The 2,556-nt window shown below is 66.5% G+C and carries 2 protein-coding genes; both read right to left on the reverse strand.

All coding sequences use genetic code 11. The annotated features are described in order from the left end of the window. Window positions 1–1,182, reverse strand: a 1,182-nt coding sequence (locus Q0629_RS06905; protein ID WP_298780610.1) for a peptide ABC transporter substrate-binding protein, incomplete at its 3' end; no start/stop codon positions are given. A 139-nt stretch (window positions 1,183–1,321) separates the two neighbouring features. Beyond that, complete coding sequence (locus Q0629_RS06910; protein WP_298780613.1) at window positions 1,322–2,464, reverse strand: M20/M25/M40 family metallo-hydrolase; 1,143 nt, start codon at window positions 2,462–2,464, stop codon at window positions 1,322–1,324. Window positions 2,465–2,556 lie beyond the last annotated feature (92 nt).

The raw sequence follows: 2,556 nt of genomic DNA on the forward strand, positions 1-2,556 counted from the left end.
GGCCTGGAGCGCCTCGGCGATGGCCTTGTTGATGGGGTTCAGGTTGTACTTGTAGACGACCTTGGGGAAGCCCTTCCCGTCCGGATAGCCCGCCTCGGCCAGGAGCTTCTTCGCCTGCTCCACGTCGGCCCGATCGGGCAGGAAGGTTCCGCCCTCCGCCCGGAAGTCCTTTTCCGGCTCCACTCCGGGGATGCCGTAGGGGATGAAGGCCACGGCGGGCTTCTGTCCGCCCATGGCCACCTTCTCCGCCATGACCGTGCGGTCCACCGCCAGCGTGAAGGCGCGGCGGACCAGCGGGTTGTCGAACGGGGCCCGCGTGACGTTGAAGACGGAGAAGGAGGTGCCCAGCGTCGGGGCCACCTTCGCCTCGCCGCTCTTGATGAGCTGCGGCGTCATCTGCGGCGGAATCCGGTCAAGCAGATCGATCTTCTTCGCCTTGAAGGCCGCCAGGGCGGTGTTGGAGTCCGTGATCATGACCAGGCGGACCTTGTCGATCTTCACGTTGTCCGCGTCCCAGTAGTGGGGGTTCTTCACCAGAGTCATCTCGCTGTTGTGCTGCCAGTCGGCCAGCATGAAGGGGCCGTTGCCCAGGGCCGTCTCAGGCTTGGACGTCCAGCCGCGGGGGTCCGCCTCGATCACGTCGGCCCGCGCCGGATAGAAGATGTGGTAGGACAGGTAGTCCAGCATCAGGGGCGTCTGGTACTCCAGGTCGATGCGGAACGTGACGTCGTCCACCGCGACCAGCCCCACCTCCTCGGCCTTGGCCTTTCCGTTGAAGAACGCCTCTCCGTTCTTGATGAAGAAGCCCAGGTGGGCGTAGGGCGATGCGTTCTCCGGGGTAATCGCACGCAGGAAGCCGTAGCGGAAGTCCTCCGCCGTCATGGGCTTGCCGTCGGACCACTTCAGGCCCTTCCGCAGGTGGAACGTCCAGGACATCCCGTCCTCGGAAACCTCCCAGCTCTCAGCGCACCCCGCCTCCGGCGCGTCGTCGAAGCCGATGTGCACCAGGCCCTCAAAAAGGTTGTAGATCACGTTCGATCCGTCCACCGCGTTGTTCAGCACGGGGTCGATCGTCCGGGGCTCGACCCCCAGGTTGTGGACGATCTCCTTCTCCCCGGCCCATGCCGTCCCCATCAGGCACAGCACGGTCGCCAGCGCAAGAAACCACTTCTTTCCCTTCATCAACACACGACCTCCCTAAGAATATTGAAAAAACGGGCCTTGCCCAAACCTCGCGCTCTCGCGCGACCCGATACGCATAGACGCATCTATCAACTCCGCTCGCGATCGCCTGTCCGCTTCGGACAGAGCGCTCCGCGGTTCACACCCTCAAGATCAGCACGGCCAGGAGGGCGACGCGGGGCACCAGGTGCTCCAGGAAGAGCTGCTCCTGCGGGTTGTGGATGAAGTTTCCAACCATGCCCATGCCGTCGATGGTGGGGACCCCGGCGTCCGAGATGTCGTTGCCGTCCGAGCAGCCGCCCACCATGGGCGCCGCCTCGATCCTCATGTCCAAGTCCGCCCCGCACCGCTTCAAGAGCTCCAGCAGGGCGAGGTTCCGCGCGTTCTCCGCTAGCGGAGGGTGCCCCACCCTGACCTCGAACTCCACCTGTGCGCCGGGCAGGACGGCCTTCCGCTCCGCGAGGAGCTTCCGCGTGCGGGGAATCTCCTCCGGGACGCACATGCGCCAGTCCACGGTCGCCTCCGCGTAGTCGCTGACGACGTTGACGGCCTTGCCGCCCGATATGACGCCGGGGCTGTAGGTGCTGCCCTTCCCCCCGTAGTCCGACAGGCCCTTGAGGTAGATGATCTGGTGTGCCAGCTCCACGTTGGCGTCGACGCCCTCCTGGGGATTGTTGCCGGCGTGGGCCGCTCTACCGCGGCATCGGACGACGATCTCCCCGCCGCCCTTGCGGCTGGGCTTGACCTTCCCGTCGGGGCAGGTGGCCGGCTCCGGAACGATGCAGGCGCAGGCCCCCCGCGCGCAGTCGAGCAGCAGGTCCCGCGAACTCTTGGAGCCCGTCTCCTCGTCGGAGTTGTTGACGATGCGGACCCTCTTGTCGAGGGGGAGGCCCAGGTCCTTCAGCACCTTCAGGGCCCAGACGACGGCGATGTCGCCGCCCTTCATGTCGATGACGCCGGGGCCGTAGAGCACGTCCCCCTCCCGACGGACGGGCACGGAGCCCACGGGGTGCACCGTGTCGATGTGCCCGACGATCAGGAGGGTGCGCTCCCCCTCCCCGACCTCCGTCACCAGGTGGTCCCCCGCCTCCGTCTGCGGGACCGTCCGGGACACGGCGCCAAGGCGGTCCCGATAGAGCGAGGCCAGCACCCTTCCACAGGCGTCCACGGCGGCCTTGTCCCCCGTAGGGGACTCCGAGCGGACCAGCGCCAGCAGGTCGGCGATGATGTCCTCTTTATGGGCCGAGAGCCAGTCGAAGATCCTCTTTTCCCGATCCTTCATAAAATGTATCGCTTCCCCGCTCGTCCGACGTCGGACGGCCTACGCCATCGGGCAGCCGCACAGGTGCCCCGGACGGAGCTCCCGCAGCGCCG

The sequence above is a fragment of the uncultured Fretibacterium sp. genome (assembly GCF_938030725.1).
Lineage (GTDB): Bacteria > Synergistota > Synergistia > Synergistales > Aminobacteriaceae > Fretibacterium.